This window comes from Pseudomonas sp. NPDC089743 (assembly GCF_044748785.1).
GTDB lineage: Bacteria > Pseudomonadota > Gammaproteobacteria > Pseudomonadales > Pseudomonadaceae > Aquipseudomonas > Aquipseudomonas putida_X.
In genome coordinates, this window is record NZ_JBIVGS010000002.1 from 535547 (window position 1) to 560884 (window position 25338).

A 25338-nucleotide genomic window follows, 5' to 3' on the forward strand; every position below is an offset into this window, starting at 1 on the left:
GCGGTCTTTATGCCTTTTTGTAGCGCGCCAAACTGCCGCCATGCATGACCTTGCCCGGAAGCTGGCGCCCGAAGATGTCTTCGGCCTGGTGAGCCACCTTTATCAGCGCATCGAGATCAACGCCCGTCTCGATACCCATCTCCTCGCACATGAACACCAGGTCTTCGGTGCAGATGTTGCCCGCCGCACCGCGGTGGCCTGCGAATGGACAACCACCCAGGCCCGCACATGAACTGTCGTACTTGGCCACGCCCAACTTGAGGGCGGCGTATACGTTAGCCAGCCCCGTTCCACGGGTATCGTGCAGGTGCAAACCCAGCGCCAGATCAGGCCACTTTTCGCGAACGGCGCCGATGGTTCTTTCCATCATCAACGGGTTGGCCCAACCCACCGTGTCGGCAAGATAGACCCCCTTGAGCTGCACATCCGCTTCAGCAGCGAGATCCAGGACCTCTCCAACCATTCGCACGACCTGCGCAATAGGCATGTAGCCTTCGTAGTTACACCCGAATGCCGTCATGACATAGCCCCACTCCACAGGCACGCCATGCTCCGCGTAAGACTTCAACCAGGCGCGCTGCTCATCCAGCGTTTGCTCGATGTTCTTGTTGGTGTTGTTGACCGAAAACGCTTCCGAGGCGGTTACACGGATAGCACCAATGATATCGAGCTGGGACTTGTAAGCGCGCTCCAGCCCCTGCTGATTCAACCAGAGACCGGTGTAGCGCACACCCGGCTGCTTCTTGATCGCCGCCGCCAACTGATCGGCATCCGCCATGCCAGGCACGCGCTTTGGATTGACGAACGAAACACAGTCAATCTGCTTCAGGCCGGTTTGCGCCAGGGCCTCGATCAGCTCGACCTTGCGACTCAACGCAATAGGGTTCGCCTCGATCTGGAAGCCTTCGCGCGGGCCTTCCTCGTTGATCCAGATATGCTTTGGAAGATCGCTCATTTCTTACTCCAGATTCTGACCTGCGTGTTCGCCCTCAAGGAACTTGTTCGGGCGCAAGAAGAATGAAAGCACCAGCGCCCCATTGGGCGATCGGGCCAAATGCTGATTACCGCGAGGGCGCCAGACGAAGTCACCCGCAACCACCTCTCCCTCGTCATCGACGATGCTGCCTTCCAGCACGTAGGTCTGCTCAACCTCTACATGCTCATGCAGTGGCAGGCGCGTGCCAGGCGCCCAGCGAAACAACGCGGTGAGAAGACCGCTTTCTTTGTCCTGCAACAGGATCTTCATGTCGATGCCGGGTGTAGGCGTGGGTTTCCAGGGAAGCGACTCGACATTGATGTAGCGCGAGGCCAGCTCGGAGAGCCCCTCGATGCCGGGCACGTTTGGAGTAGTAACAGCCATGTCGATTTCTCCTTAAGCGGATTGTTCTGCAGCAACCGCGAACAGGCTTCCGCTGTGCTCATCAATGAAACGGGTGTGCACCTTCGCCTCTAGGTAAGCCGGTTCGGCCAGTACGCGAAGCAGGAATTGGCGATTGGTCTTGAGCCCCGAAATCTTCAACTCGGTCAAGGCTTTCTCAAGCCGAGAGACCGCCTGGGCACGGTCTTTGCCATGGGCGATGATCTTCATGATCATTGGATCGTAGAACGGTGTGATACGGTCTCCGGCGACAAACCCACCATCGATGCGCACACCTTCAATTTGAGGCACCTCGAGCGCTTCAATCAGGCCCGGCGCAGGCATGAACTTCTTCTCGGGCGACTCGGCGTACAGCCGTGCCTCAATGGCATGACCACTGCGCTGGATCGACTGCTGGGTCAGATCGCGGGCCACATCCTCACCCAGGGCATGCCGAATCTGCGCCTCCACCAGATCAACGCCCGTAACCGCTTCGGTAACCGGGTGCTCAACCTGAATCCGCGTATTCATCTCCAGGAAGAAGTACGACTTGGAGGCATCGTCATACAGGAACTCCACGGTACCAGCGCCGTCGTAGCGGCAGAGTCGGGCCAGGTTGACAGCGGCTTCAGCCATCTGCGCCAGCACCTCGACGGGAACATTGGGCGCTGGCGACTCCTCCAGCACTTTCTGATAGCGGCGCTGGATCGAGCAATCGCGCTCGAATAGATGCACAGCCTCGCCGTTGCCGAAACCAAACACCTGGACTTCGATATGGCGCGCGCTTTGAATCAGCTTTTCAAGGAATACAGTGCCGTCGCCGAATGCCCGCTCGGCCATACGCTGAGTTGCCGCGACGGCCTCAACCAGCTCAGCGGGCGAATGGACAGGCTTGAGCCCGATACCGCCCCCCCCTGCTGAAGCTTTGACCAGCAGCGGGTAGCCCACCACTCTTGCGGCGTTGATCAGTGCTTCGGGGTCTTCGGCAGTCACGTTTTCTGCCGCAGGCTGCACGGGCACACCTGCTTTGATGGCCAAATGCCGGGAGCGCTGCTTGTCTCCCATTGCTTTGATCACCTCTGCGGTCGGCCCAATGAAGGTAATACCAGCAGCGGCGCAAGCGTCGGAGAAGTCGGTGTTTTCAGACAGGAAGCCGTAACCGGGGTGCACCAGAGTTACGCCATTGTCTTTGGCTACACGCAATACCTTTTGCGCATCAAGGTAGCTTTCCGCCGCTTTGGACGGGCCAATCAGAAACGCCTCATCAGCAGCCTTCACATGCTGCGCTTGGGCATCCGCTTCGGAATACACCGCGACGGTAGGAATTCCTAGAGCTTTGGCGGAGCGAATCACCCGGCAAGCGATCTCGCCGCGATTCGCGATCAGTAATTTTTGTTCTGTCACGATCATCTCCTAAAACTAACAGTTGTAAGTCACCTACCTTGATACATCTGCCTCCGCCTGCGCACCACATTCTTTGGGCGTAGCGTCCACAGATCGAAAAGCGACGACCAGGCTTGTGCTGGAAACAAAGCCTAGCTATATTCTCGAAAACTAACAACGGTTAGTAAAACAAAAAGGAGAACCCCTTGAGCACAACTCAGCTCCTGGTCGAGCGCCAAGGCCCCCGCGCCACCGTCATTCTGAGCAATCCGCCCAAGCGAAATGCGATTGCCACCGCCACTGCCAGCAACCTGGTAGATACGCTGATACAACTGGATGCCGAGCAGGACATTCGCGTCATTGTCATCACAGGCGAAGGCGAGTGCTTCTCCTCCGGCGGCGATCTCGACGAATTTCTGTCGACCGTTGATGCGGGCGGTACTCAGCTGTGGGAGACCGGTGAACCTTGGCAACGGCTTTTCAGCGTAATCCCGACCCTGAGCAAGCCGGTCATTGCCCGCGTTGTCGGCCCTGCCATGGCTGGCGCGTGCGGCCTGGTCGCTGCATGCGACTTTGCCTATTGCACCGAAGGCGCCAAGTTCGGCTCTCCGGAAGTGAAAATCGGGCTTTTCCCGCTTTTCATTCTTCCTGCGCTGCTAGGCCGCCTGGGACAGCGTCACGCCCTGGATCTGGCCCTTACCGGCCGCACCATCAATGCCCAAGAGGCCTACCGCATGGGGCTCGTCAATCAAGTTGCCACGGCTGACGAAATCGATGCCTTGGTAGACCAGTTGGTGAAAACGTTCACACACCTGGAACCCGCCACTGTTCGTCGGGGCAAGCACGCATTCAACAAAATCTCGTCCGTTGGCCTGATCGAAGGTTTGGAACTGGCCCGCGGCCTGCGCCCAGCCTTCATGTGCTCCGACGAGCTGCGTCGCGGCATCGAGAATTTTTTCGCCAAGAAAGAGGTGAAGGCATGAGCGGTTACGAAAACGTAAAAGAACTGCAACGTCGCGTTGAAATCGCACGCGCGGGCGGTTCAGACAAAGCAAAAGAAAAACACCAGGCTCAGGGTAAGATCCTCGTACGCGATCGCCTCAACATCCTCTTCGATGACGGTGAGTACCTCGAGGACGGCCTGCTTGTTGGCGCATCTCGGGGAATGCCTGGCGACGCCGTGGTAACTGCAGTGGGCAAGATCAACGGCCAGGAAGTCGCTGTGATTGCAAACGACATGACCGTCAAAGCAGGCACGTGGGGCTACCACACCTTCCGCAAAATCGTGCGAATGCAAGAAATAGCGGTCGAGGCCAAGATGCCGATCATCTACCTCGTGGACAGTGCCGGCGCTCGAATCGACAGCCAGTTCGACTGCTACCTCGGACGGATCGCCTGGGGCAACATCTTCTACACACAAGTGCAGATCTCGGGCGTGGTGCCCCAGGTCTGCGTCATGTTCGGCCCTTCCCCTGCCGGCTCAGCCTATGTCCCGGCGCTGTGCGACCTGGTCATCATGGTCGACAAGCAGGCAACGGCTTACCTGGGCTCTCCGCGCCTGGCTGAAGCGGCAATCGGCGAGAAGGTCACCGAAGAACAAATGGGCGGTGCTCGCATGCACTGTGCCATAAGTGGCCTGGGAGACTACCTGGCACAGAATGAAGAAGAAGCCCTCAAGGCCGCTGCAGACTACCTGCGCTTCTTCCCAAGTCACAACAGCCAGCTCCCTCCTTTGCGCGAACCGAAGCAGCCGGCCTCCCAACGCTCGATCACCGAAATCGTTCCAGCGGACCAGAACCGTCCGTTCGAGGTGCGCGAACTGGTTGAATCACTGGTCGACGAGGGCTCGATTTTTGAAGTGAAGGCGCTCTTTGCCAAAGAGATCTACACCGCCTTCGCATACCTAGGCGGCCGCCCTGTCGGGATTATCGCCAACAACTCGAAGAACAAAGGCGGCGTTTTGTTCAACGACAGCGCAGACAAAGCGACCCGTTTCATCTGGGCTTGCAACGCCTTCAACATTCCACTGCTGTTCCTGCAGGACATCAGTGGCTACATGATCGGCAGTGCCGTGGAGAAAGCGGGGATCATCCGTCACGGCGCCAAGCTGCTGCATGCGGTGTGCGAAGCGAAGGTGCCACGGATCTCCGTCATGGTTCGCAAAGGTTACGGCGGAGGCTACCTGGGTATGTCGGGCGGCCCGACCATGCCTGATGCACAGCTCGCCCTGCCAGGCGCAATGCCGGCACTGATGGGCCCAGAGGCTGCCATCAACGCCATCCACTACAACGAGATCCAGGCGCTGGAAGGCGAAGCGCGAGCAGCCTTCATCGATGCAAAGCAAAAGGCCTACGCCAAGGACATCAACGCGTTCGACCCTGCCGATCAGTTCTCCTTCGAAGCCGTCGTCGATCCCGACGAGCTGCGCGACGAACTGATCAAGCGCTTTGCACTGTACAGCCGCCGCGACATTCCTCGTATCGACCGTCGCAACGGCATCTACCCGGTTTAACCCTAAGACAATTAGAAAGGATTTAGCTGATGAGCGAAATCAAGGCACCCATGGCCGGAAACATTTGGAAGATCAACGTCCAGGTGGGGCAAGAGGTCAACTTCGGCGATGAGGTCATCATCATGGAGTCCATGAAGATGGAGATTCCGGTAGAGGCCGATGACTCGGGCGTCGTTAAAGAGATCAAGGTCGTAGAAAACGATACCGTCGACGACGGGCACGTTCTGATTGTCCTGGGTTAATCCTGAGAGATTTTGTCGATGAAAATTGCATCCTTCATCTATGACGGGCGCAGTTCGTACGGTGTCGTCAATGGCGACACCATTTCGGACGCTGGCGCAGTGCTCGGTCAATGCTATTCCGATTTGCGCTCCGTTCTAGAGTCCAGTAACGGTTTAGCTGAACTCGCTGCGTTGCGCGATGCGCCGGTTCTGAGTAAAGAACAGGTTCAATGGCTTCCAGTCATCCCAAACCCCGACAAGGTTCTGTGCGTTGGCCTGAACTACCTCAAGCACATTGTCGAGACTGGCCGCGAAGTACCAAAGCACCCCACCCTGTTCACGCGATTCGCGAGCGCCCAAGTTGGTCACGACCAGCCACTCATCCAGCCCAGGGCATCCACCGCTTTCGACTTTGAGGGCGAGTTGGCGATCGTGATCGGCAAAGCGGGTCGGCACATCTCGAAAGAGAACGCTCTGCAGCATGTAGCGGGTTACAGCCTCTTCAACGACGGATCGATTCGTGACTGGCAACGACACACCCTTCAGTTCACTGCGGGTAAGAATTTTGTCGGGAGCGGTAGCTTTGGCCCTTGGCTGGTCACCAAAGAGGAAATCACCGATATCAACAGCCTTGTCCTGGAAACGCGCTTGAACGGCGAGGTAGTACAGCGTGAAGGTCTTGACGACCTGCTGTTCAAAGTTCCTGAGTTGATCGAGTACATCTCAACCTTCACCGAGCTTCTGCCTGGGGATGTGATCGCGACTGGAACCCCCGGTGGCGTGGGTGCATTCCGTACCCCGCCACTCTGGATGAAACCTGGTGATGTTGTTGAAGTTGAAGTGGAGGGAATCGGAACACTCAAAAATACCGTAAATGCTGAGTAAGACCTAAATGGTGAAAGGCGTCCACGCGCGCCTTTCATTCGAAGTCCGCACAATAACAACACTGGACTCACCATGAAATCGACGATCGACGCCTCCAGCTGGAGCCTTGCTGAAGCAACCGCAATCAATCGTGTGCTTTTTCGAAAAATAGCACTGCGCGTCATCCCTCTGATTTTTGTCGCCTACATCTTCGCCTTCCTTGATCGGGTGAATATCGGCTATGCGAAGCTTCAGATGCTCCCCGACCTAGGCTTGACGGAAAGCCAATACGGCTTTGCAGCCGGCATCTTTTTCATTGGCTACGCCCTCTTTGAGATCCCTAGCAATCTGCTGCTAGACAAGATAGGCGCCCGAAAAACCATGACGAGAATCATGGTGCTCTGGGGGCTGGCATCGGCCGCCACCATGCTTGTTACCACCGCCCAGCAGCTCTACATCTTGCGCTTGCTGCTTGGGATCTTTGAAGCAGGCTTCTTCCCTGGTGTGATTCTCTATCTGAGCTACTGGTTCCCAAGCTATATGCGCGGTCGAGTGACCGGCACCCTTCTGCTTGCAACGCTGGTCGCCCCCATCCTGGGCGGCCCAATCTCAGGCCTCATCATGGAGTCAATGAATGGTGTTTCTGGCCTGGCGGGATGGCGGTGGCTCTTCTTGCTGGAAGCTGTACCCATCATCTTCATCGGGATCGCATGCTTCCTTTTGCTTTGCGATAAACCCGAACAGGCGCACTGGCTCAGCACCGAGGAGAAGGCTCTGCATCAAGAGCTGATGGCTCATGACAAGTCAACGCTCGACCCAGAAGCAGTCAACCCACACAGTGGTGAGGCGATATTCAGCGCTCTCATCGACCCGAAAGTGTATGTCCTGGCATTTCTCTATTTCAGCTCTGCTCTCGGCACCTACGCGTTCAATTTCTGGCTGCCGACTACTATCCAAAAGCTCGGCGTTTCCAGCATCACCCACATTTCGCTCTACGCAATGATCCCGTTTACCTGCGCCGCCCTCGGGATGATGTTGATCGGCCGCAGCTCTGACCTCAGACGCGAGCGACGAATGCATTACTGCATCAGCATCTTGTTCGGCGCAGCAATGCTATCCCTCTCTACCCTTTCTACCTCCCTCCCCCTGTCCCTAGCCCTATTGGGTGGGGCAGCGTTCGGATTCAGTGGGGCAATCATCGTCTGCTGGGCAATTCCAGCGACATACCTCAAAGGCAAAAGCGCGCCAGCTGGGATTGCATTGGTCAGCTCGCTCGGCTCGCTCTGTGGTTTTGCAGCGCCCGCGATCATTGGCATCGCGCGCGAACTGACGGGTAAGGACCACGCCGGCATGTATGCGATCAGCCTGATCATGGTGATCGCAGCCCTCTGTATGCTCACGCTCATGCCTAAACATGCCCTTGCTGTCGGTAAACCTGACTGACAGATTTCCACTCCAGCGGCCGGGAAGGCACGTAGCCCCCGGCTCCTTTGCAACCAGCAAGAAGCCCAGGAGAGTAGGATGTTTTTGAAGCTATCCGAAGAAGAGCAACTGTTCTGCGATGCAGTGGAAGGCACCATCAAGCGGGTGGCACCTGTTGAGCATGTCCAGAAGCTGGATAATGCCAAGAAATTCGATTTCGACTTACATAGAGCACTGGCTGAGCTCGGCGCCTGGGGCGTGGGTATCGGCGAGGAATGTGGGGGATCCGGTGGTACGCCTAAGCTCCAAGTTCTGACCTTGGAGGCGCTAGGTCGCAGGGCAACCTCCATGGCAGTCTTCGGCGTCGTTCAGTTCATGGCTACTCGACTCCTCAGCCAATACGGAACTCCGCAGCAGCAAGATCAATACCTGGCGAGACTCTGCGCCGGCGAGATCAAAGCATCGTTCTGCCTGACTGAAGAAGGCGGTGGCACTGACATCCTGCAGGCGATGCGCACCAAGGCCAAGCGAGTCGATGACGGTTGGCGACTAACCGGTAGCAAATATTGGATCAGTGGCGCAATCCACGCTGACCTGCTCATTGTCCTCGCTCGCACCGGCGAGCACCGCTCGCGCGGCGTAACCCTGTTCCTCGTCGATAAGTCAGCACCTGGCGTTTCGGCAACAGAGATCAATACCTTCGCTATCAACAGCTACGACACCTGCTCTGTTGCCTTCGACGACGTAAAGCTCTCGGATGACGCAGTACTGGCCGACGTAGATCAAGGCTTCATCCAAGTGTTGAGCACGCTCAACTCTGAGCGTCTGAACGCCGCTGCAGTCGCTGTTGGCATTGGTCGGGGCGCTCAGCAACTGGCAGTCGATTACGCCAAAGATCGTAAAGCATTCGGCCGACCCATCGGTCAATTCCAAGCGCTGCAGCATCGGCTGGTATACGCCGGCGTTGCACTAGAGCAGGCTTGGCTCACCACCCAACTGGCTGCGATTGCGCAGGAGCAAGGTGATCAGAATACCGAGGTTTCCAGCGCCATCGCAAAGCTTGCCGCCAGTAAAGCTGCCAACGAAGCGGTGAGGGTCGGCATGGAGTCGATGGGCGGAGCAGGCTTTGACTTGGAATATCCGATGCAACGCTACTATCGAGATATCCGCCTCTACTCTTTTGCACCACTGACCGATGACATGCTCGCAAACCTGCTAGGTGAACGCTGGCTCGAGTTACCTCGATCATTTTGAGATCAAAACCTAGCGGTTGGTACTAAAGCGTCGTTATTCCAACCTCAATGCCGCAGGCATGCCTGCATGCCTGCATAATATTTCGCACACGCGCTAATGGATTAGCAACCTCAAACGACAATTTTTGACCATAGAAAACCTCATATAAATGCGTTACCTCTCCAAACAAAAAAAATAAGGAAGGTACCTAAGATGTCACGCCATTGCGCAATGCTGATGGGCGCTCTCTGCATCTCATCATTTCAGGCAACTGCAGCGGAAAATCCATTATTTGATGACGCAAAACTGCGCTTTACCAATAAGAATTTTTTCTTCCATCGAGATTTCCGTAACGGCAGTTCAAGTGCTACCGGAACAAACGCCTTCAAGCCTGTTAACGAAAGAAATGGATACGCACAGGAGTGGGCCCAAGGCTTTCTTGTGGACTTTCAGTCCGGTTTTACACCCGGAGCAATCGGTCTTGGGTTAGATGCCAATGCAATCTTAGGCCTCAAGCTGAGTGCAGGAGGCGGTACCGCAGGCTTGCGACTCCTGCCCATCGACGGCGATGGCAAGCTTGGCGATGATTATTCTAGGGTTGGTGCCGCTCTGAAGCTTCGGGCATCAAAAAGTACGCTGAAGTATGGCGAACAGATGCCAATGACACCTGTACTGGCGGTGAATACTGTTCGGCTATTTCCCAGCGCCGCCACGGGGCTTCAGTTGAACGTCAACGAATTTGACAATTTCACTCTGGAGGCAGGCCACTACACGAGACAGACCGGGGTTGACTCGTCCAACAGCGACGATAAATTCACAACCGACTACGCCCTAAAGCGTGGAGGTACCGCGATCACTTATTACTCTGCTAGTTTTATCGGTGGCCGCTACCAGCAAGGGAATCTATCGGTAGCCCTCTATGCAGGTCAGCTAGAAAATGCCTGGCATCAATACTATGGCAACACTAAATACAGCTACGCCATTGACGAAAGCAAAAGAATAGATTTCGACTTAAACATTTACCGTACGTTGAACTATGGCAAAAGCCTCGCGGGCCCCATAAACAATACCTCCTGGTCATTTTCCACTGCCTACACCAACGGTGGCCACACACTCTCAGTCATTCACCAGAGGATCAACGGTGACGAGCCCCTGGACTGGATCGGCTTTGGCACCATGGGCGGCACCATCACGATAGGCAACGCGGTTCAGTACGCAACGTTCACGGAAGCCAACGAGAGGTCGTGGCAACTGAGGTACGACTACGACTTCGCAGCTTTAGGCATACCAGGGCTTAGCTTCATGACCAGGTATGTCAGGGGGGATGGGATGGATAACTCGCACAGTCACAACCCCTACTACACCGCTCGCTACGTGTATGACACCGACAAGGACAACAAGCATTGGGAGAGAAATTTCGACATCAAGTACGTGATCCAGTCCGGGCCTGCGCGCGATATGTCGTTTCGCCTGAGGCAATCTACTCACCGGGCTACCAGCGGCTACAGGTACCTTGACATCGATGAGGTCAGGCTGATTACCGAGTTTCCAATCAACATTTTCTAAGCTTGGGCGCCATTGGCGCCCAAGCCACTCAGGGGGGGCAGCCAGCAGCTATTCAGTCGATCTGCATCTGCTCGTCCAGTGGCAACGCGCCACTTCACCGCGGTCTGATATTTTCTCTCTCACGGTCTATGTCTTGGCATTCCTCTATTTCAGTTCTGCTCTGGGCACCTACGCGTTCAACTTCTGGTTGCCGACGACGATCCAGAAACTCGGTGTATCCAGCATCACCCACATTTCGCTCTAAACCATGATCCCCTTTACCTGCGCCGCCCTGGGGATGATTCTGATCGGTCGCAGCTCTGACCTGCGACGCGAACGACGCATGCGTTACTGCATCAGTATGACCCCTATACTGGCAATGAACACAGTCAGGCTGTTCCCCAGCGCCGCGATGGGCTTGCAATTGAACATCGACGAGTTCGACACCGTCAGCCTGGAGGCAGGGCATTTCACACGCCAGACCGGCGTCGACACCTTCAACAGCGACGACAAATTCACCACCGACTAATCCCTCATCGGTCGCGAATTCGGCCGGGCAGCCATTGAAGGGTTCACCGAAACAAAATCGGTGTGCATCAGTTACTTAGGCTCTCAGCCCAATGCGATGCCCCAAAGGGCCGGTTTGAACGGGCCGGCCCTTTGGGTTCTATGCCGACAAGGCGCTACTGAGCGCAGCCCCGCTGCTAATTTCGATGCATGGTGAATCCCAGAGGCGCATGAACGCTTGCCTCTGAGCCTCATGCCAAGCGCGGCGCCTGTGATCGAGCAGTGAGAGCCGTCAAAAGCGCTGCGACCAACAGAACGACCGCGCTCGCGATAAAGGTGCTTCGGTACCCACTCGCGTCGAACAGCACACCGCCGACCGTTGATCCCAGTGCGATGCACAACTGGATGACCGCTACCATCAAGCCACCACCCGCCTCTGCGTCTTCTGGCAGCGCCTGGGCTACCCAGCTCCACCACCCGACTGGAGCGGCAGTGGCCATCAAGCCCCACAACCCTAGCAGAACAGTTACAGGAGCGACCCAAGCGCCCAGGGGGATCAGTGTGAGAGCGATCGCGGCCATCAACGTCGAGATAATGATCAGCGTTCGGTAGAGACCCTTTCGGAGGAAAGTACCGATCAGGGCGGTGCCGATGAAACCCGCCACCCCGATGATCAGCAGAATGAACGACAGTGTGGTGATATTCACATGTGTTACGGTTTCAAGAAAAGGGCGAACGTAGGTGAACAGAGCGAACTGGCCCATAAAGAATGCACCACTGGCTGCCATGCCCAGGGCCACAGGCGGCTTTCTGAGCAACCTGAACACATTGCTGGAGGCGGACCGACCCGGAGCAGCTTTCATGGAGGGCAAGCTGAACCACTGCCAAGCCAGAACCAGAAGGGCAACCGGCACCAAGGCCAAAAAGGCGCCCCGCCACCCAACCATAGCCCCCAGATAACTTCCCATGGGGCAGCAATAACCGTTGCAAGAGCATTCCCGCTGTTGAAGATCGCAAGTGCTTTGGGCACCTGGTCGCTGGGGACTAGCCTCATGGCCGTTGCTGCGGACATCGACCAGAAGCCCCCAATCACCACACCAACGAGTGCGCGACCGACCATGTAGGCTTGGTAATTCGGGGCGAGTGCGACAAGTGCTCCCGACACGCCCATCAACGCGGTCAAGCCAAGCAGCACTGTCTTGCGGTCCATACCGCCGGCGATCCACGTGATCGACAGACTGGTGAGCACCGCGAAGGCACCTGAAATCGCGATACCTTGGCCCGCCATCCCTTCGGTGATACTCAGGTCGGCGGCAATCGGTGTGAGCAGACTCACCGGCATGAATTCGGAGGCGATTAGCGCAAAAACGCAGAGCGTCATTGCGAATACGCCACTCCAATAGGCCTGCGGCTGACTGTCAGCATTAGACGTCGCGAGGCCGGAAGTGGCGTTGTTCGTTTGATTGTTCATGGATTACTCGTGGTCTATACCAACGCCACTTGCACCATGCGGGCGCCAGCGGCGTTGGCAGCTTAGGATCAAGCCAGGTGTTGCTGGAAGAACGCTGACAGCTTGTCGAAGGGGATCTTGTCCATGCGGTCATACAGATCCACGTGATCTGCGTCTGGGACAATCAACAGCTCTTTGGGGTTCGATGCCGCCTTGAAGGCATCCTCGGAGTAGTAACGCGAGTGAGCGCTCTCCCCAGCAACCAGCAAAATTGGGCGTGGAGCGATCATTTCGATGTTGGCGTACATCGGGAAGTTGAAGAACGACACCGGTGTGGTTGCAGTCCACGCCGTCGTCGAGTTCACCCCTCTAGGGTGGAATCCGCGAGGAGTACGGTAGTAATCGAAGAATATCGCCAGTACCGGATCCGGATTCTTCGGCAGCGTTTCTGGCAATACACGCCGGCCCTTCACAATATTGCCATTTTCATCGAACGGTACCTCGTGATAACCCAACGCGGGTTCACCGAGCTCTGCATCAGCCCAGCGCTGCTGGCTCAGGTAGTCGATCACCTTGTGGCGTTGCTCGGTGGTGTAACTATCCTGGTAGCCACGGCTCATGCTGCGGGACATGTCGTACATGGACGCCGTGGCGACCGCTTTGATTCGGGAGTCGCTTGTGGCTGCGGTCAGCGCCATCCCGCTGTAACCACAGATGCCGATGACGCCTATGCGATTGCGGCCGACATAGGGCAACAGCCCGAGGAAGTCGATAGCTGCGCTGAAGTCTTCGGTGTTGATATCCGGGGATGCGATGTTACGGGTTTCGCCACTGCTTTCACCTGTGAAAGAAGGATCGAAGGCCACAGTGACAAAGCCGCGCTCAGCCATCGCCTGGGCGTACAGGCCGGAAGCCTGCTCTTTAACGGCCCCGAAGGGACCACTGATTGCCAACGCTGGGAGTTGCGTGCCGGCAGTGTTCTTGGGGCGGTAGAGGTCGGCGGCCACGGTGATGCCATAGCGATTCTTGAAGGTCACTTTCTTGTGGTCAACCTTGTCGCTCTTAGGGAAGGTCTTGTCCCACTTATTGGCGAGGGGCGAGCTACTTTCGGCCAGAGCGCCCTGTGCAAGCGCTGCACCAACGGTCAATGCAGCGACGCCAGTGCTGTCATCCTCAACACGGTGCGGCGTCCAACGCTGGGCATACCCGCGGCTGGACGGTCCAGGTTACCTTCAGTAAGCTCGAGCATGAGAGTCTCCATTGATTGCAACAACTTTAAGTATCGGGGCGCACAATGGTCTACCCTGGGCCGCCGCTTTACTAGCTACTTAATGCTTACAGAAGCTATAAGCTAAGCTAATCAATAATCTGTGGGATACTGGCGACATGGCCAAACGCAATTTCAATGAGCTACTTTCATTCGTCACTGTTGCCCGCGAGAGAAATTTCACGCGAGCAGCTGCGCTGCTGGGCGTGACCCAATCGGCCCTGAGTCAAACCGTGAGCGGCCTGGAGGCGCGCTTGCAGATTCGGCTGTTGACACGCACTACCCGCAGCGTCTTACTGACCCTTGCCGGTGAGCGTCTGCTGAGTGCTATAGGGCATCGATTCGATGAAATCGAGTTCGAACTGGAAGCGCTGACAGACATGCGTGACAAACCTGCAGGCACGATCAGGATTACAAGTGGCGATCACATCTTGCGGACGACCCTGCTGCCCAAGCTCACACCGTTTTTACTTGAACATCCCGACATAAACATCGAATTTGACGTGAGTTACGACCTTCGGAACATCGTCGAAGAGCGTTTCGATGCCGGTGTTCGCTTGGGCGACACAATCGATAGAGACATGATTGCGGTGCCCATTGGCCCACAGTTACGTATGGCCGTTGCTGCCTCCCCTGAGTACTTCGCACAGCACCCGAAGCCGAAGACACCTAAGGATTCTCCGATCAAGTCAGCACAGGCCATCTGACCTGTGCTGAAATAGCCCTCCGTCCAACTGCCTTCTACAAGCCCGCCATCCCATGAGTCAGATGAGCTTTTCCGATTTCGAGTACGCCGGCAAGCGCAAGCAAACCCGTCGCGAGCGTTTCCTGGCCGAGATGGAACAGGTGGTTCCGTGGAGTGGACTGGTGGCGTTGATCGAGCCTCACTACCCAAAGGCTGGCGGTGGCCGCAAGCCTTATCCTCTGGAAACCATGCTGCGCATTCACCTGCTGCAGAATTGGTTCTCTTTGAGCGATCCCGCCATGGAAGAGGCGCTGTACGAGATCACTTCGATGCGCCAGTTCGCTCGTCTGACGCTCAGCGCTCCGATCCCCGAAGACACGACGATCATGAACTTCCGGCACCTGCTGGAGAAGCATCAGTTGGCAGCCGGCATTCTGGAAACCATCAACAATTACCTGCAAGACAAGGGCCTGTCGTTGCGCCAGGGCACCATTGTCGACGCTACCATCATCCACGCGCCCAGTTCGACCAAGAACAAGGAAGGCAAGCGCGATCCTGAAATGCATCAAACGAAGAAGGGCAACCAGTACTATTTCGGCATGAAGGCCCACATCGGCGCGGATGCTGAATCGGGTCTGGTGCATCACGTTCATGGCACCGCCGCGAACGTAGCTGACGTGACGGAGGTCGCTCAGCTATTGCATGGCGAAAAGAATGTCGTGTGTGCGGATGCGGGTTACACAGGTGTGGAAAAGCGGCCAGAACACGAGGGACGGCAGGTGATATGGCAGGTCGCTGCCCGCCGCAGCACCTACAAACACTTGAGCAAACGCAGCGTGCTCTACCAAGCCAAGCGCAAGATCGAAAAGGCCAAGGCGCAAGTGCGTGCGAAGGTGGAGCACCCGTTCCGGGTGATCAAACGCCAGTTCGGCTATGTAAAGACTCGTTTTCGCGGCTTGGCCAAGAACACGGCGCAACTGACCACGCTGTTTGCCCTGTCGAATCTGTGGATGGTGCGCAGGCAATTATTGCCTGCTGCGGGAGAGGTGCGCCCGTGAGTCCGGATAACCAAGGCTTTGCCTTGGTTATCCAATAATCGGCGACTGAAAAGCGGGCTTTTCGGCATCCCTAAACCGCACATTTCCGACTGATGAGCAACTTGTTCGGAGTTTCCCTAGAAGCCGGCAGGTAGTGGCCTAGCGCCACTTTCGCACAGACAGTACAACCCCCTCTGGACACTGTCTATCGGCTACCCCATGATTTCTTGCGACATGTCACCATCCCGGGCGCTCACGATTTCGCACATGTCGCCGCGTCCACTGGCCTCAAACAGCAGCGACCAGTATGCTCACCTGACAATAGCCATTTGCCATACTGATAAGGGATGATCGTATGCTCGATTCCCGCCGCACTCTGCCTGCAGTGCTGGATCGCCACATTGAAACCGAAGACCAAGACGCCTTTGGCCATCGGCATTACGCTCAAGCATTGCGCTGCTTGGTCGAGGAAGAAGGCCACAAGCCACCTTTCAGCATCGGCTTGCTGGGCGGCTGGGGTACCGGCAAGAGCTCGGTCAAAGAACTACATACTCGCGCGCTCGCAGATGACACGTCAGTAGCCGGCGGGCGTCGACCTAGAAGCCAACGCTACAGAAGCATCACCTTCAACGCCTGGGGGTTCGGGCACTTGGCGCAGAAGCTTACGGTAACCTCAAAAAATTGCTGCTCGACGATGGCACCAATGATGAGCTGCGGGCCGATGTAGGCTTCGGCGAGGTTCTCGGCGGCGCCGACGATGGCTCCGCCAATCGAGGTGAAGCCGCCGATGATCAGCACCGGCAGTGCCTTGAGCACCACCAGCGAGAGCGAGAACTGCACGCCCTGGCGCGCGCCCCAGAGCAGCCCGGCCACCAGCCCGACCATTCCTGCCACGGCCCAGACGATCTGCCAGATGCGGTTGAGGTTGATGCCCAGCGACAGTGCCGCGCGGGTGTCGTCAGCCACCGCGCGCAACGCCACACCGATGCGGGTCTTGTTGAACAGCAGCGCCAGGACCACCACCAGCAAGGCGCAAACGCCCGAGGCGACCAGATCGAACTGGCTGAACATGATCTCGCCGACGAACAGCGGGACGTCCTCGATGCCCAGATCCAGCGCGCGCACCTGGGCGCCCATCAGGCCCTGGGCCAGACCCTCGATGATGAACGACAGGCCAAGGGTGGCCATGAACAGGTGATCTGCGAGCGATTAACCAGGGGCCGCAGCACCAGGCGCTCGATCAGCAGCGCACCGACGATCATCACCAGCACGGTCAGGGCCAACGCTAGGGCGAACGGCAAGCCCTGCTCATGCAGGCTGACGAAGGTCAGCGCAGCGAACAGCAACATCGCGCCCTGGGCGAAGTTGAACACGCCGCTGGCCTTGTAGATCAGCACGAAGCCGATGGCCACCAGCGAATACAGGGTGCCGGCAAGCAAGCCGCCGATCAGGGTTTCCAGGAAGAAGTTCATCAATGCGGCGCTCCCAGGTAGGCGGCGATCACATCGGGATTGGCCTGCACCTCGGCCGGCGTGCCATCGCCGACCTTGCGTCCGTAGTCCAGCACCACCACGTGGCTGGACAACCCCATGACCACCTGAATGTCGTGTTCGATGAGAATCACCGTGGTGCCGAGATCACGGTTGATATCGGCGATGAAGCGGCTCATGTCCTGTTTCTCCTCGGCGTTCATCCCCGCCATCGGCTCGTCGAGCAGCAGCAGGGTCGGCTGCGCGATCAGCGCACGGCCCAGTTCCACACGCTTCTGCAGGCCATAAGCCAGGCTGCCCACGGCAACGTCGCGCCAGGGTTGCAGCTCGAGGTACTCCAGCACCTGCTCGGCGCGTTCAGCGAAAACGCGCGCTTCACGCCGGCACGTGGCAGGCCGAGTGCCTGTTCGAGAAAGAAACTGCGCTGGAAACGCGACAGACCGGTGAGCAGGTTGTCCAGCACGCTCATCTTCTTGAACAGCGCATTGTTCTGGAAGGTACGGCCGATCCCCAGCCGCGCCGCCTGCAGCGGATGCGGCCGGCGCAACGGCTCGCTGGCGAAGAACAACTGGCCGGCATCGGCCCGGTAGACACCATTGAGGATGTTCAGCAGCGAGCTCTTGCCGGCGCCATCCGGCCCGATCAGGGCGCAGATCTCGCCGCGCCTGACGCTGAAGGACAAGCCGGAAATCGCCTTCACGCCCTTGAAAGACAACGACACGTTACGCACTTCCAGCAAGGCGCTCATGCCGCGCGCTCCAGATATTCATGCAGCCATGACAGGCGTGCCGGGCCTTGTAGCGCCACGCTGGCAGGCGCACTCGGCACCTCGATCCGGCGCAGGCGATGGAAGCCAAGCAGTCGCCGTACGCGCTGTTTCAGCCAGCGACGCAAACCTTGGTGCGGGTTCTCCAGCGTCCAGTCACACAGGCGCCACCGCCAACTGCCTGGTGGCGCCAGACGGGCATCGATTTCGCCAGCCAGCGCCTCGACCCGCGCGGCGGACAACAGCAACCCGGTCGGGGCGATTTCGCGGCGGTCGCGTCCGGCTGACTCGCTGGTTTCCGGGAAGGCCAGACCTTCACCCTGCTCCAGCCAGCGGCTCAGCAAATGCCCCAATCCCCCACGCCATTCGGTGCCCTCATCGACCCACAGCACGTCCTCTTCGGCGACCTGCGCCCAACCCTGGCGCTGCGCCACCGGCGCCTCGCCGACAAACAACACCGACAGCGGCTGCACCTGCCACAAACCGTTGCTCACGGCATTGGCTTGGGCGGAAAACAGACGCAGGGGCCACAGCTCGACAAGGCCGCTACCCAACCAGTGCGACACATCTTCACGGCGCTGGACGAAGGCGAACGTCGGACGCGCCTGGCGCAGTTGCCGTTGCAGTTCATCGCCACGGCTGTCGCGGCCAATCACCAGGCTCTGGCCACCAAGCTGATGAGCCGCCAGCATCAGCAGGCTCGGCTCGAAGGCACCGCTCAATGCCAGTCGCGCGCCAGGGGTGAAACCCTGCTGGCGCAAGCCATCGGCAACCCGCTCGACCTCACGCAGCACATCGATCCAGCGCCAGGCCTTCCACGCGCCAAGACGGCGATGGCGCAGGGCGATTTGTGTCGGCCGCTCTCTGGCCCAGCGTTGCAGCGCCGTCAGGGCACTGTAGGCCACTACGTAGGGCAACGACAGATAGTGTTCATGAATACTCATGCGATTTCTCCCCTGCCGATTCAGGCCGGCTCAACCAGGCTGACACTGGCGGTTTCGCGCGGCTGGCTGAGGTCGCGATAGCCGGCGCCAGGGTGGTTGGCGGGCAGTCGCGGGCCATCACCGAACAACTTCTCGCGCAGGGTGCCGCTGCGATATTCGGTCTTGAACACGCCGCGTTTCTGCAACTCGGGCACCAGCAGCTCGACCACGTCACGGAAGGTTTCGTGGGCCAGGACGTAAGCCAGGTTGAAACCGTCCACGTCGGTTTCCTCGACCAGGCCTGCAGTTCGTCGGCAACGGTCTGCGCACCTGCCGACGATCAGCGGGCCGAAGCCGCCAATGCCCACCCAGTCGGCCAGTTCCTGCACAGTCCATTGCTTGTCTGGGTCGGCGGTGGAGAAGGTTTCCACTGCCGACTGAATGGCATTGGTATGGATATGCTTGAGCACCTGGTCAGGCCGGTACTGGCCGAAGTCGATACCCATCCAGCCGGAGATCAGCGCCAGCGCACCTTCGTAGCTGCTGTAGGACTTGAGCTCCTGCCACTTGGCCTGGGCCTTGGCGTCGGTCTCGTCGACGATCACCGTCTGCAGGTTGAAGATCAGCACCTTACGCGGGTCGCGCCCGGCCTCGGCAGCGCGGCGGCGGATGTCGGCCACGGTTTTCTTCAGGATCACCTTGGACGGTGCGGCGACGAACACGCACTCGGCGTGCCCGGCAGCGAAGTCCTTGCCACGGCTCGACGCCCCCGCCTGGTAGAGCACCGGCGTACGCTGCGGCGATGGCTCGCAGAGGTGGATACCGGGCACCTGGAAGTGCTTGCCTTGGTGGCGGATCTCATGAACCTTGCTCGGATCGCTGAAAATGCGCTCGCGATCACGCACGACCGCGCCCTCCTCCCAGCTGCCTTCAAACAGCTTGTAGAGCACCTCGAGGTATTCGTCAGCGTAGTCATAGCGCGCATCGTGGTCGCTCAGCGCCTTCTGCCCGAGGTTGCGCGCGCCGCTGTCGAGGTAGGAGGTGACGATGTTCCAACCGATGCGGCCCTTGGTCAGGTGATCGAGAGTCGACAAGCGTCTGGCGAAGGGATACGGGTGCTCGAAGGTGAGCGAGGCGGTAAGGTCAAAACCAAGGTGTTCGGTGACCAGCGCCATCGGTGTGATCAACGCCAGCGGATCATTGACCGGCACCTGGGTCGCCTGACGGATGGCCGCATTGCCATTGCCGCCCAGCACATCGTAGATACCGATCACGTCGGCAATGAAGATGCCGTCGAACTTGCCGCGCTCCAGCAACTTGGCCAGATCCGTCCAGTAGTCCAGATCCTTGTATTGCCAGGCGCGATCCTTAGGGTGCCTCCAGAGGCCGGGCGACTGATGGCCGAAACAGTTCATCTCGAAGGCGTTCAAACGAATTTCACGTGGTATGGGGGACTCCTGCTCGATGGGCTCGGCACCAAGTTTCGGCGCCTCTCAGCACTTGCATGACAGGATTCATGCCAAAAATTAAATTCTTTAAAAACAGGAACTTATAAAATCTAGCAAACAGGAAAAATGCCTGCACAAGGTCATCCCTGTTGATTCGCTGCCCACCCACCAACAGTCGCTCATGCCCCTCGTTCAGGTGCTATGGAAGGCTGCAGCAGCCAGGCAAGAGCACGCCTCACATTCGAACCGATTAATATAAAAGTATTCTAAAAAAATATTTATCTATTCCATTTTATACAGATAATCTTGCTCCACCGGACCGCCGGACACCCTGACAACACCTGAACACCGTCCCGCGGCTCGGCATCCTCGTTAGAAGGGCCAGCCCGCCTTCGAGGAGCACCCGCATGACCCCGTTTCCCTTCGTGCGCCGCGTCCTGGTCGCACTGACCCTGTCGAGCGCGACCCTGGCCGCCCAGGCCGCCGACGTCACCGTTGCCTACCAGACCACCGTAGACCCGGCCAAGGTCGCCCAGGCCGATGGCGCCTACGAAAAGGCCGCCAAAGCCAAGATCGACTGGCGCAAGTTCGACAGCGGCGCCGAGGTGATCACCGCGGTCGCCTCCGGTGACGTGCAGATCGGCTACGTCGGCTCCAGCCCGCTGGCGGCCGCCGCCACCCGACAACTGCCGGTGCAGACCTTCCTCATCGCCACGCAGATCGGCGCCGCCGAGGCACTGGTCGTACGCAACGGCAGCGGCATCGACAAACCGGCCGACCTGATCGGCAAGAAGGTCGCCGTGCCGTTCGTTTCCACCGGCCCCTACAGCCTGCTGGCCTCGCTCAAGCACTGGAACATCGACCCCAGCAAGGTGCAGATCCTCAACCTGGCGCCACTGGCGATCACCGCTGCCTGGCAGCGTAGCGACATCGACGCCACCTACGTCTGGGATCCGGCGCTGGGTGTGGCCAAGGAAACAGGCAAGGTGCTGATCACCTCCGGCGAACTCAGCGAGCTGGGCGCCCCGAGCTTCGATGCCTGGATCGTGCGCAAGGACTTCGCCGAGAAGCATCCGGAGATCGTGCGTGCCTTCGCCAAGGTCACCCTCGATGCCTACGCCAACTACCGCAAGGATCCGCAAGCCTGGCTGGCCAACCAGTACAACATCGCCAAGGTGGTGAAACTCTCCGGCGCCAAGGCCGAGGACATCCCGCTGCTGCTGCAGGGCAACGTCTTCCCGCTGGCCGCCGACCAGGTGACCGCCCTCGGCGCGCCGACCACCCAGGCCGTCAGCGCCACCGCGGGTTTCCTCAAGGAGCAGGGCAAGGTGGACAAGGTGCTGCCTGACTACGCGCCCTACGTCAGCAATCAGTACATCACTAACTAAGCCATGTTTTCCGGGCGGCCAGGCCGCCCGGTCTCCTTTCATGCCCGGAGTCCATTCTATGCCCCGTATCCATCGCCTGTTCGCAGCCGTGGCCGCCGCTGCGTTCGCCTCGTTCAGCCAGGCTGCCGACCTGACAATCGCCTACCAAACCGGCATCGATCCGACCAAGGTCGCTCAGGCCGACGGTGCCTATGAGCAAGCCATTGGCCAGAAGATCGACTGGCGTCGCTTCAACAGCGGCGCCGAAGTGGTCACTGCTATCGCCTCCGGCGACGTGCAGATCGGCAACCTCGGTTCCAGCCCACTGGCAGCCGCCGCCAGCCGTAACCTGCCTATCGTCACCTTCGTCGTCGCCGCGCAGATCAATGCCGCCGAGGCGCTGGTAGTACGCAATGGCAGCGGTATCGAGAAACCCGCCGACCTCACCGGCAAGACTTTGGCTACGCCGTTCGTGTCCACTTCGCAATACAGCCTGCTCGGCGCCCTCAAGCACTGGCAGATCGATCCGGCCAAGGTGCGCATCGTCAACCTCAACCCGGCCGAGATCAACGCTGCCTGGCAACGCGGCAACATCGACGGTGCCTTCGTCTGGTCGCCGGCACTGGGCGAGATCAAGAAAACCGGCAAGGTGCTCACCGACGCCGCCGAAGTCGGCACCTGGGGCGCACCGACCTTCGAGGTCTGGGTCGCGCGCAAGGATTTCGCCGAAGAGCACCCCGAAGTGCTGGAGCAGTTCGCCAAGGTCACCCTCGACAGCTTCGCCCGCTATGCGGCGGAGAAAGACCAGTGGACAGCCGACTCCGAACCGGTGCGCAAGATCGCCGCGCTGACCGGTTCCAACCCAGAAGACGTACCCGAGCTGCTGGCCGGTTCCGCCTTCCCGGATCGCCAGCAACAACTGGCCCTGCTCGGTGAGCGCACCGCTGGCGACATCGCCGCCACCGCCGCCTTCCTCAAGGAACAGGGCAAGGCCGACCGCGTGCTACCGGATTACTCGCCCTACGTCAGCAGCCAGTACATCAAACCCTGAACCCGCGCCTGCCTTGAAGAGAACCTGAACATGGCCCTACTCGAACTGGAGCACATCAGCGCACAGTACCCGGGCGCCGCCAACGCGGTATTGAGCGACCTGTCCTTCAACCTCGGCCCCGAGCAACTGCTGGTCGCCCTCGGCCCCTCCGGCAGCGGCAAGACCACCCTGCTCAACCTGATCGCCGGCTTCGTCTCTCCCAGCGCCGGGCGCATCAGCCTCGATGGCAAGCCCGTCGCGGGGCCTGGTGCCGAGCGTGGCGTGGTGTTTCAGGACGACGCCCTGCTGCCTTGGCAGAACGTGCTGGAGAACGTCGCCTTCGGCCTGCAGCTGGCCGGCGTGGGCCGTGCCGAGCGCGAGGCCAAGGCGCGCGAACTGCTCGCCCTGGTCGACCTGGCCGGCTTCGAGCAGCGCCACATCTGGGAACTCTCCGGCGGGCAGAAACAGCGCGTAGGCCTGGCCCGCGCACTCACCACAGACCCGCGCGTACTGCTGATGGACGAGCCCTTCGGCGCCCTCGACGCCTTCACCCGCGAGCAGATGCAGGAGCTGTTGCTGCAGGTCTGGCAGCGCACGCACAAGCCGGTGTTCCTGATCACCCATGACATCGAGGAAGCCGTGTTCCTCGCCACCGATCTGGTGCTGCTGGCGCCCAACCCCGGACGCATCGTCGAGCACCTGCGGCTGGACTTCGGCCGCCGCTACGCCGCAGGCGAAAGCGCCCGCGCGATCAAGTCCGACCGCGCCTTCATCGACACCCGCGAGCACGTGCTCGCCCAGGTCTTTGCCCAACGCCAGGGGAACCGAGCATGAGCAGCTACGAATATGTCTACGCCAAGACGCCCGAAGAACAGCGCACGGTGAAACCGCGTCGTGAACTGAGCCTGCTGACCATCAGCAGCCTGAGCATCGCCAGCCTGCTCTGGTTGTGGTGGGCGGCAACCAGCGCCGGGCTAATCGAGCCCCTGTTCCTGCCCAGCCCGCAAGCCGTGCTCACACGCGGCTGGCAACTGCTCGGCGAGGGCTACATGAACGCCAGCCTGTGGCAGCACCTGAGCGCCAGCCTCGGGCGCATCGGCCTCGGCCTGCTGGCTGCTGTGCTCACCGCCGTACCGCTGGGCATCGCCATCGGCCGCCACCGCATCGTGCGCGGCATCTTCGACCCGCTGATCGAGTTCTACCGGCCGATCCCGCCGCTGGCCTACCTGCCACTGATCGTCATCTGGTGCGGCATCGGCGAGCTATCCAAGGTACTGCTGATCTACCTGGCGATCTTCGCCCCGGTGGCTATCGCCACCGCCACCGGCGTGCGCAACGTCGACCCGACCAAACTGCGCGCCGCGCAATCGCTCGGCGCCACGCAGGCGCAGCTGATCCGCCACGTGATCCTGCCCAGCGCCCTGCCGGACATCCTCACCGGCATCCGCATCGGCCTTGGCGTGGGCTGGTCGACCCTGGTCGCCGCCGAGCTGATCGCTGCCACCGAAGGCCTGGGCTTCATGGTGCAGTCGGCGGCGCAGTTTCTGGTCACCGACGTGGTGATCCTCGGCATCCTCGTCATTGCCCTGATCGCCTTCGCCCTGGAGTTGGGCCTGCGCGCCCTGCAACGCAAACTGGTGCCATGGCACGGCCAGGCGCATTGAGAGAGCCCCCCGACATGACCTTGCATATCACCCCGCTCAGCCCGGCACTCGGCGCCCAGGTCAGCGGCATCGACCTGCGCCAGCCCCTCACTGCCAGCCTGCGCCAGCAAGTCGAAGACGCCCTGCTGCAGCATCAGGTGCTGTTCTTTCGCGATCAGCCCATCGAGCCACAACAACAGGCTGCACTCGCCGCCCAGTTCGGCGACCTGCACATCCACCCGCTCTACCCCAACGTGCCCGAGCAACCTGAAATCCTCGTGCTCGACACCGCCGAGACCGATGTGCGCGACAACGCCATCTGGCACACCGACGTCAGCTTTCTGCAAACCCCGGCCCTCGGCGCGGTACTCGCCGCCAAGCACCTGCCGCCATACGGCGGCGATACCCTCTGGGCCAGCAGCAGCGCCGCCTATGACGCCCTGTCGCAGCCGCTGAAGCAGTTGCTCGACGGCCTCACCGCCACCCACGACTTCACCCGCTCTTTCCCGCTGGAGCGCTTCGGCAGTACACCCGAAGCCCTGGCGCACTACCACGAAGTGCAACGCACCCACCCTCCCGTGGTGCACCCGGTGATCCGCACCCATCCGGTTACCGGGCGCAAGGGCCTGTTCGTCAACGACGGCTTCACCAACCGCATCAACGAACTGGAAGCGGCCGAAAGCGACGCCCTGCTGCGCTTTCTCTTCGCCCACGCCACCCGCCCGGAATTCACCATCCGCTGGCGCTGGCAGGAAAACGACGTGGCCTTCTGGGACAACCGCATCACCCAGCACTACGCCGTCGACGACTACCGTCCACAATGCCGGGTGATGCATCGCGCTACCATCCTGGGCGACAAACCCTATTGAGAGGTACCCCATGGCCGAACATGACGAAGAGTTCCTGCGCCGCGCGGCACAGGCCAAGAGCCGCATCGTGCAGATCGGCCCGCAGCAAGCGCGAGCACAAATTGCTGAAGGCGTAACCCTACTGGACGTTCGCAGTGATTCAGAATTTCACGAAGGGCATATAGACGGTGCACTCAACTTGAGCGCGGATGAGTTCGACAGCCGTATCGAAAACCTGCTACCGGACAAACAGTGATCTGGTCAAGTAATTTTGGACACCGGTTAAGGGTAAGCGTCCGGCCAATCCACCTCATGCAGAATCGTCATCTTGGGCCAGTCT

The 25338-nt window shown here is 59.4% G+C and carries 22 protein-coding genes and 4 pseudogenes; 17 read left to right on the forward strand and 9 right to left on the reverse strand.

Features of this window, described 5'->3' with window-relative positions; genetic code table 11:
- Positions 1-7 precede the first annotated feature (7 nt).
- Genes ACIPZC_RS05900 through ACIPZC_RS05910 form a run of 3 tightly spaced genes read right to left on the reverse strand, consistent with a single transcriptional unit; the run spans position 8 to position 2761 of the window.
- Positions 8-955 carry a hydroxymethylglutaryl-CoA lyase gene (locus ACIPZC_RS05900; protein ID WP_400625543.1) on the reverse strand — a complete coding sequence of 316 codons (948 nt, stop codon included), beginning with the start codon at positions 953-955 and terminating at the stop codon, positions 8-10.
- 3 nt (positions 956-958) lie between these two features.
- Positions 959-1360 carry a cupin domain-containing protein gene (locus ACIPZC_RS05905; protein ID WP_387530742.1) on the reverse strand — a complete coding sequence of 134 codons (402 nt, stop codon included), beginning with the start codon at positions 1358-1360 and terminating at the stop codon, positions 959-961.
- Positions 1361-1372: 12 nt separating this feature from the next.
- A complete protein-coding gene (locus ACIPZC_RS05910) occupies positions 1373-2761 on the reverse strand; it encodes an acetyl/propionyl/methylcrotonyl-CoA carboxylase subunit alpha (RefSeq protein ID WP_400625545.1) in 1389 nt (462 codons plus the stop codon).
- Positions 2762-2946: 185 nt separating this feature from the next.
- Between ACIPZC_RS05910 and ACIPZC_RS05915 the strand changes: the two genes are divergently transcribed.
- The 8 genes from ACIPZC_RS05915 (at position 2947) to ACIPZC_RS05950 (ending at position 11066) form a co-directional block, all read left to right on the forward strand.
- Positions 2947-3723, forward strand: coding sequence for an enoyl-CoA hydratase/isomerase family protein (locus ACIPZC_RS05915; protein WP_400625547.1), 777 nt, complete (start codon positions 2947-2949; stop codon positions 3721-3723).
- A complete protein-coding gene (locus ACIPZC_RS05920; protein WP_400625549.1) occupies positions 3660-5252 on the forward strand; it encodes an acyl-CoA carboxylase subunit beta in 1593 nt (530 codons plus the stop codon). The genes ACIPZC_RS05915 and ACIPZC_RS05920 overlap by 64 nt, the downstream gene beginning before the upstream one ends.
- A gap of 29 nt (positions 5253-5281) precedes the next feature.
- Entirely contained in the window at positions 5282-5494 is a 213-nt protein-coding gene (locus ACIPZC_RS05925) for a biotin/lipoyl-containing protein (RefSeq protein ID WP_243055284.1), read from the forward strand.
- Positions 5495-5512: 18 nt separating this feature from the next.
- Positions 5513-6358, forward strand: a complete 846-nt coding sequence (locus tag ACIPZC_RS05930) for a fumarylacetoacetate hydrolase family protein (protein WP_400625551.1) — start codon at positions 5513-5515, stop codon at positions 6356-6358.
- A gap of 72 nt (positions 6359-6430) precedes the next feature.
- A complete protein-coding gene (locus tag ACIPZC_RS05935) occupies positions 6431-7780 on the forward strand; it encodes an MFS transporter (protein WP_400625553.1) in 1350 nt (449 codons plus the stop codon).
- Positions 7781-7858: 78 nt separating this feature from the next.
- Complete coding sequence (locus tag ACIPZC_RS05940; RefSeq protein ID WP_400625555.1) at positions 7859-9013, forward strand: acyl-CoA dehydrogenase family protein; 1155 nt, start codon at positions 7859-7861, stop codon at positions 9011-9013.
- A gap of 192 nt (positions 9014-9205) precedes the next feature.
- Positions 9206-10558, forward strand: a complete 1353-nt coding sequence (locus tag ACIPZC_RS05945) for an OprD family porin (protein WP_400625557.1) — start codon at positions 9206-9208, stop codon at positions 10556-10558.
- A gap of 247 nt (positions 10559-10805) precedes the next feature.
- Positions 10806-11066, forward strand: coding sequence for an OprD family outer membrane porin (locus ACIPZC_RS05950; RefSeq protein WP_400625559.1), 261 nt, complete (start codon positions 10806-10808; stop codon positions 11064-11066).
- A gap of 229 nt (positions 11067-11295) precedes the next feature.
- Here the strand turns inward: ACIPZC_RS05950 and ACIPZC_RS05955 are convergent.
- Positions 11296-12515 (reverse strand): annotated as a pseudogene (locus ACIPZC_RS05955) (MFS transporter).
- Positions 12516-12583: 68 nt separating this feature from the next.
- Entirely contained in the window at positions 12584-13642 is a 1059-nt protein-coding gene (locus tag ACIPZC_RS05960; RefSeq protein ID WP_400625561.1) for an alpha/beta hydrolase, read from the reverse strand.
- A 238-nt stretch (positions 13643-13880) separates the two neighbouring features.
- Between ACIPZC_RS05960 and ACIPZC_RS05965 the strand changes: the two are divergent.
- The 3 genes and pseudogenes from ACIPZC_RS05965 to ACIPZC_RS05975 all read left to right on the forward strand — a co-directional run.
- Positions 13881-14438 (forward strand): annotated as a pseudogene (locus ACIPZC_RS05965) (LysR family transcriptional regulator); the annotation flags it as partial.
- A gap of 82 nt (positions 14439-14520) precedes the next feature.
- Complete coding sequence (locus ACIPZC_RS05970) at positions 14521-15504, forward strand: IS5-like element IS2000 family transposase (protein ID WP_400625563.1); 984 nt, start codon at positions 14521-14523, stop codon at positions 15502-15504.
- A 334-nt stretch (positions 15505-15838) separates the two neighbouring features.
- The gene (locus tag ACIPZC_RS05975) at positions 15839-16210 is read left to right on the forward strand and encodes a P-loop NTPase fold protein (RefSeq protein WP_400625565.1); all 372 of its coding nucleotides are present in this window, start codon (positions 15839-15841) and stop codon (positions 16208-16210) included.
- On the opposite strand, the pseudogene ACIPZC_RS05980 reads toward ACIPZC_RS05975, so the two are convergent.
- From ACIPZC_RS05980 to ACIPZC_RS05995, 4 genes and pseudogenes are all read right to left on the reverse strand, one after another.
- A pseudogene (locus tag ACIPZC_RS05980) lies at positions 16093-16955 on the reverse strand (branched-chain amino acid ABC transporter permease). The gene ACIPZC_RS05975 and the pseudogene ACIPZC_RS05980 overlap by 118 nt on opposite strands.
- Positions 16955-17721, reverse strand: a pseudogene (locus tag ACIPZC_RS05985) (ABC transporter ATP-binding protein). The pseudogenes ACIPZC_RS05980 and ACIPZC_RS05985 overlap by 1 nt, the downstream one beginning before the upstream one ends.
- Positions 17718-18683 (reverse strand): AMP-binding protein, encoded by a 966-nt coding sequence (locus ACIPZC_RS05990; protein WP_400625567.1) that lies wholly within the window; start codon positions 18681-18683, stop codon positions 17718-17720. The pseudogene ACIPZC_RS05985 and the gene ACIPZC_RS05990 overlap by 4 nt, the downstream one beginning before the upstream one ends.
- Before the next feature lie 20 nt (positions 18684-18703).
- Positions 18704-20110 (reverse strand): LLM class flavin-dependent oxidoreductase, encoded by a 1407-nt coding sequence (locus ACIPZC_RS05995; protein WP_400625789.1) that lies wholly within the window; start codon positions 20108-20110, stop codon positions 18704-18706.
- 407 nt (positions 20111-20517) lie between these two features.
- On the opposite strand from ACIPZC_RS05995, the gene tauA (ACIPZC_RS06000) reads away from it, so the two are divergent.
- From tauA (ACIPZC_RS06000) to ACIPZC_RS06025, 6 genes are read left to right on the forward strand one after another with little or no spacing between them, the layout of a single operon-like run.
- Positions 20518-21498, forward strand: coding sequence for a taurine ABC transporter substrate-binding protein (tauA, locus tag ACIPZC_RS06000; protein ID WP_400625569.1), 981 nt, complete (start codon positions 20518-20520; stop codon positions 21496-21498).
- A 58-nt stretch (positions 21499-21556) separates the two neighbouring features.
- Positions 21557-22528 carry a taurine ABC transporter substrate-binding protein gene (gene tauA, locus ACIPZC_RS06005; RefSeq protein WP_400625571.1) on the forward strand — a complete coding sequence of 324 codons (972 nt, stop codon included), beginning with the start codon at positions 21557-21559 and terminating at the stop codon, positions 22526-22528.
- 30 nt (positions 22529-22558) lie between these two features.
- Positions 22559-23341, forward strand: coding sequence for a taurine ABC transporter ATP-binding subunit (gene tauB / locus ACIPZC_RS06010; protein WP_400625573.1), 783 nt, complete (start codon positions 22559-22561; stop codon positions 23339-23341).
- Positions 23338-24171, forward strand: coding sequence for a taurine ABC transporter permease TauC (gene tauC / locus ACIPZC_RS06015; RefSeq protein WP_400625575.1), 834 nt, complete (start codon positions 23338-23340; stop codon positions 24169-24171). The genes tauB and tauC overlap by 4 nt, the downstream gene beginning before the upstream one ends.
- 14 nt (positions 24172-24185) lie before the next feature.
- Positions 24186-25019 carry a taurine dioxygenase gene (tauD, locus tag ACIPZC_RS06020; protein WP_400625577.1) on the forward strand — a complete coding sequence of 278 codons (834 nt, stop codon included), beginning with the start codon at positions 24186-24188 and terminating at the stop codon, positions 25017-25019.
- Between the two features lie 10 nt (positions 25020-25029).
- A complete protein-coding gene (locus tag ACIPZC_RS06025) occupies positions 25030-25254 on the forward strand; it encodes a rhodanese-like domain-containing protein (protein WP_400625579.1) in 225 nt (74 codons plus the stop codon).
- Positions 25255-25338 lie beyond the last annotated feature (84 nt).

Coding starts and splice junctions, on each gene's coding strand:
- ACIPZC_RS05900 (WP_400625543.1), bottom strand. CDS start 955: ATGAGCGATCTTCCAAAGCATATCTGGATCAACGAGGAAGGCCCGCGC.
- ACIPZC_RS05905 (WP_387530742.1), bottom strand. CDS start 1,360: ATGGCTGTTACTACTCCAAACGTGCCCGGCATCGAGGGGCTCTCCGAG.
- ACIPZC_RS05925 (WP_243055284.1), top strand. CDS start 5,282: ATGAGCGAAATCAAGGCACCCATGGCCGGAAACATTTGGAAGATCAAC.
- ACIPZC_RS05930 (WP_400625551.1), top strand. CDS start 5,513: ATGAAAATTGCATCCTTCATCTATGACGGGCGCAGTTCGTACGGTGTC.
- ACIPZC_RS05935 (WP_400625553.1), top strand. CDS start 6,431: ATGAAATCGACGATCGACGCCTCCAGCTGGAGCCTTGCTGAAGCAACC.
- ACIPZC_RS05940 (WP_400625555.1), top strand. CDS start 7,859: ATGTTTTTGAAGCTATCCGAAGAAGAGCAACTGTTCTGCGATGCAGTG.
- ACIPZC_RS05945 (WP_400625557.1), top strand. CDS start 9,206: ATGTCACGCCATTGCGCAATGCTGATGGGCGCTCTCTGCATCTCATCA.
- ACIPZC_RS05950 (WP_400625559.1), top strand. CDS start 10,806: ATGATCCCCTTTACCTGCGCCGCCCTGGGGATGATTCTGATCGGTCGC.
- ACIPZC_RS05970 (WP_400625563.1), top strand. CDS start 14,521: ATGAGTCAGATGAGCTTTTCCGATTTCGAGTACGCCGGCAAGCGCAAG.
- ACIPZC_RS05975 (WP_400625565.1), top strand. CDS start 15,839: ATGCTCGATTCCCGCCGCACTCTGCCTGCAGTGCTGGATCGCCACATT.
- ACIPZC_RS05990 (WP_400625567.1), bottom strand. CDS start 18,683: ATGAGTATTCATGAACACTATCTGTCGTTGCCCTACGTAGTGGCCTAC.
- tauA (WP_400625569.1), top strand. CDS start 20,518: ATGACCCCGTTTCCCTTCGTGCGCCGCGTCCTGGTCGCACTGACCCTG.
- tauA (WP_400625571.1), top strand. CDS start 21,557: ATGCCCCGTATCCATCGCCTGTTCGCAGCCGTGGCCGCCGCTGCGTTC.
- tauB (WP_400625573.1), top strand. CDS start 22,559: ATGGCCCTACTCGAACTGGAGCACATCAGCGCACAGTACCCGGGCGCC.
- tauC (WP_400625575.1), top strand. CDS start 23,338: ATGAGCAGCTACGAATATGTCTACGCCAAGACGCCCGAAGAACAGCGC.
- tauD (WP_400625577.1), top strand. CDS start 24,186: ATGACCTTGCATATCACCCCGCTCAGCCCGGCACTCGGCGCCCAGGTC.
- ACIPZC_RS06025 (WP_400625579.1), top strand. CDS start 25,030: ATGGCCGAACATGACGAAGAGTTCCTGCGCCGCGCGGCACAGGCCAAG.